The organism is Streptomyces beijiangensis, from assembly GCF_017315755.1.
GTDB lineage: Bacteria > Actinomycetota > Actinomycetes > Streptomycetales > Streptomycetaceae > Streptomyces > Streptomyces beijiangensis.
The window spans coordinates 1-4,038 of record NZ_JAFLRJ010000455.1; the positions used below are offsets into that span (position 1 = coordinate 1).

The 4,038-nt window shown below is 71.5% G+C and carries 3 protein-coding genes; 1 reads left to right on the top strand and 2 read right to left on the bottom strand.

Annotated features, from left to right (window positions below; translation table 11 throughout):
- The coding region (locus J0695_RS34385) for a phosphoribosyltransferase domain-containing protein (RefSeq protein WP_206968695.1) at nucleotides 1-2,351 on the bottom strand (2,351 nt) is incomplete at its 3' end.
- A 26-nt stretch (nucleotides 2,352-2,377) separates the two neighbouring features.
- On the bottom strand, nucleotides 2,378-3,541 hold the full coding sequence (locus J0695_RS34390; protein ID WP_206968696.1) for an HpcH/HpaI aldolase/citrate lyase family protein: 1,164 nt from the start codon (nucleotides 3,539-3,541) through the stop codon (nucleotides 2,378-2,380).
- Nucleotides 3,542-3,716: 175 nt separating this feature from the next.
- Between J0695_RS34390 and J0695_RS34395 the strand changes: the two genes are divergently transcribed.
- Nucleotides 3,717-4,038: TerD family protein (locus J0695_RS34395; protein WP_206968697.1), on the top strand; the 322-nt coding region annotated here is incomplete at its 3' end.

Sequence of the window (4,038 nt, forward strand, 5' to 3'; positions counted from 1 at the left end):
TCAACCTCGTGAAGCCGGGCGAGGATCTTCCAGGGGACGCGGCGCAGCAGGACGCGGGTGGTCTCGCCCACGCCCGGCTTCACGAGGTTGACGTCGTGGATGCCGTACTCCTCGCTGATCCGCTCGACGGCGGCCCAGCCCTCCCAGGTCGGCGAGCGGTCCGCCGAGAGCAGCTCCTTGACCTCCGCGTCGACGGCGTCGGCGACCTCGTCGAAGCGGGCGGCGACGGTGTCGACGAAGTCGGCGGAGACATCGGTTCCGGCGAGCTCCCGGTAGAACTTGCCGCCGTGGAAGTCGTCGGGGCCGACGAGGTCCGCGCGCAGGACGGTGCGCGAGATGAGGCCGGAGACCGTCGAGTTGAGGCAGGCGGACGGGATGAGGAAGTCCTCACGCGTGCCGTACGTACCGACGCAGCCGCCCGGGTCGGCGAGGACCGCGATCTCCGGGTTGAAGCCGGGGCTGCCTCCCTCTTCCTCATGGGCGCTGAGTGCCTCGGCCAGCTCGCGGGTGATCGCGCCCTTGCCCGTCCAGCCGTCGACGAAGACGACGTCGGCGGGGTCGTGGTGGGCGGCGAGCCAGCGCAGGGCGTTGGTGTCGATGCCGCGGCCTCGGACGATGGAGACGGCGTAGTGCGGCAGGTCGAGGCCGTGCCGGTGCTGGGCCCAGCGGCGCATCAGGACGCCGACGGGGGTACCGGCGCGGGCCAGCGAGACCAGGACGGGGCGCGGCGACCGCTCCGCGAGGACGGTCTCGGTGACGGTGCCGACGGCCTGGGCGACACGGGCCGCAGAGGTCTGCAGGGCGGCGTGGAAGAGCTGCTGGTACTGCTCGCTGGGCTGGTACTCGACAGGCAGCGACTCCGCGTAGTGGGCGCCGCCCGCCTGTATCGCCTCTTCGCGCTCCTCGGTGGGCGCCTCCAGCTCCACGCCGGACAGGTCCTGGAGGAGCCAGCCGACGTCGTCCGGCGCGTACGAGGAGAAGGCGGGGCCGCGCAAGGGCTCGGGCAGAGACTCGGGCAGGGGCTCGGGCAGAGACTCGGGCAGGGGCTCGGGCAGGTTCGTCTCGGGCATGGGGCGTGTGTCCTGCCGTTCAGGTACGTAGCTGGGGACGACGGCCAGCAGCACGCGCGTGGTGTGCGCGGCGAGGGCGTCCAGCAGGCCGTCGGGGGCGTGCAGTGCGGGGGTGTCGGCCGCGGAGTCGACGACGGCGACGACGGCGTCGAAGCCACCGCCCGCCACGTTGTAGGCGAACCGGGGTCCAGGCCCGTCGTCCGGGAGGTCGTGGGCGGGGAAGACGAGGCGGGTGCGGATGGCGTACCCGGGGTCGTCCACGGCCAGGACGGGCGAGCGGGTGGTGGTGGAGTACCGGACGTCGGCCCCGCCCTGCTCCAGCGCGAGCCCGAGCCGCAGCGGCGCGTACATGAGCTCCTCGAAGCCGAGGACGAGTATGCGGGGGACGGGGACGCGGGCGTCGCCGAGCTCGTCGGCGATCCGGGCCGCCATGCCCGGCAGCGCGGCTTCCAGCCGCACGCGGTGCTCGGGCGTGAAGCCGTGGCGGCCCCCGTCGGGCACGCGGGCGGGCCAGCGGAGGTCCACCCTCGTCACTTCGCCGCCGATGCGCTGTGCGGGCACCAGGGGGGTCGCCGCCTCGTACTCCTCGACTATGCGCTGCCCCTTCTCCAGGACGCCATCGGGCAGTCGTACCGTGCCCGTCGCCATCGCCACCAGGTCGACCTGTGCGCCGATCTCCGCCGCGAACTCCGCCAGGCGGCCCCGGTCCTCCGGCGAGCGCATGTCGACCAGGGCGACGATCACGTACCGCTCGCGCGGATACCGGTCGTGCAGGGCCCGGATCGTGTTGAGCACGGTGTTGCCGGTGGAGAACTCGTCGTCGACGAGGACCAGCGGTCCCGGGGCCGCCAGCAGTCGCGGGTTCTCCGGGAGCAGCAGGTGCGAGGTGGCGTGGGAGTGGGACTCCTCGAAGCCGCCGGCCGAGGCGGTCCCGGGGACCTGGCGGCGTGTGGAGTGCAGGTACGGCACCAGGCCCACGCCGTCGGCGACCGCATGGCCCAGGCCGGTCGCGGTCTCGGCGTACCCGAGGACCACCGACCGGGCGGCGGCCTCCGCGCCGAGGAGTTCCAGGACGCGCTCGCCGAGGGCGAACCCCGATCCGTACACCACGGACGGCTTCTGGGGCACATGCTTGCCCAGCACGTTCGACACCAGCAGATGCGCCCGCTTGGGGTTGCGGCGCAGGGCCAGGCCCAGGAGGCCCCGCAGCTTCTCGTCCCCGACGAGGCGGACGTCGAGCCGCTCGGCGACCCAGGTTCCCGACCACACTGCGTCTTGCACGTTCTGTGTCTCTTCCGTTCGTCGCGTCACGCGTTGAGGCCGGCCGTCAGCAGCTCCACGAAGCCGATGTCTTCCTTCGCCACACCGAACACCTCGGCCCGCTGCAGGGTCCGCTCGGCCCAGGCCCGGTGCGGCTTCACTTCGTTCATTTTGTTCGTGTACGCGGAACGCAGTACTCCGCCGCCGCCCCGGTCCGGCCGCAGGATGTCCTGGGCGTCGCTGAACTCCTCGTGGCTGACGACCGACAGCGCGTGCACGGGGACGACGTGCGAGGGGTGGATGCAGGTCTTGCCGAGCAGGCCGTTGGCGCGGTCGAGTTCGATCTCGCGCAGCAGCCCGTCCAGGTCGTGCTCGATGAGCGCGGTACGCAGTTCCTCCGCTCTCCCCTCCATGAAGGGGCTGCGGCGCAGCTGCGGTTTGAACATCCGCTCCTGGACGCGGAAGTACTCCCAGACGGGCCCGGTGATGGTGAAGCCGGTGCCGTCCGAACGGCCCAGGACGTTCACGACGTCCGCGATGACGGCGGCCACGATCTGGACGTCGTACGCGGTCATGTCGGGAGCCCTGCGCAGGCCGTACGCCGAGCAGAAGTCGGTGACGCCGAGGCGCAGCGCGAGGACCCGCTCGCGGTACTTGTCGACGGTGCGGGCGATCCCGGCGAGGGTCTCGGCGCGGGTCTCCAGATGGAGGAGCTCGGGCGATTCGAGGACCGGCATCGCGAAGAGCCGCCGCCCGGTGGCCGCCTCGGCCGCGGTGAGCGCCTCCAGGAAGGCCACCCCGCGCTCCTCGGTGAACTTGGGCAGCACGAATCCGGAGAGGAGCCGGCCCGAGGGGCCCAGTCTGCGCATCAGGTCGGGTATCTGGGCGGGCTCGCGCACCCGTATGAAGAGCAGCGGCACGTCGTTGCCGCGTGCGTCGAGGTCGGCGAACTGGCGGACCAGGTTCGCCTCGCCGCCGGCGACCTCGGCGTCGTCGATGGAGTCCTCCAGGCACAGGACCATGGAGACGACGCCGCGCCCGGCCTGCTTGACCACGTCGTCGGCGAGCCGCTGCCTGGTGGCAGGGCTGTAGAGCGTGGCCCCGAGGGCGGCGGCGAGGGTGCGCGCCGGTGAGGCCGCGCTGAACTCGTGCGGCTGCTGGTAGAACAGCCCCTCCCGGACAGTGGCCGGGATATGCCCGAAATGACGCATGTAAATCCCCCGTACTGCCAAGGTGGCCCTATCGATGCATGGCCGGTAATAGTACGTATCTGCGACGTCAAGAGTTCCCCAAGTGTGTGAAATTCAGGTAACTCGTCCGCCTCCGCACCGTGTACTGAACGTACGAGAAACCCCGCGTTGTACCGCTGCGGGCCTTCGAGGCAGGATGACGGGCATGACGCACGCGATGTTGAAGGGCTCGAACGTCCCGCTGGAAGCCACGGCCGTCCGCGCTGTGATCCGCTGGACGCCGGGCCCCGACGGCCACGACGTGGACGCGTCGGCGCTGCTCCTGGGCGCCGACGGCCGGGTGCGCTCCGACGAGGACTTCATCTTCTACAACCAGCCGCGCCACCCCTCGGGACTGGTCCGCAGGCTCCCCAAGAAGCTCGTCGCCGGTGGCCGCACCGACACCGTCGAGGTCGACCTGGCCAGGCTCGACCCGTCGGTCGACGCCGAGAGCACCACCTGGTCGACCGATCGTGAGG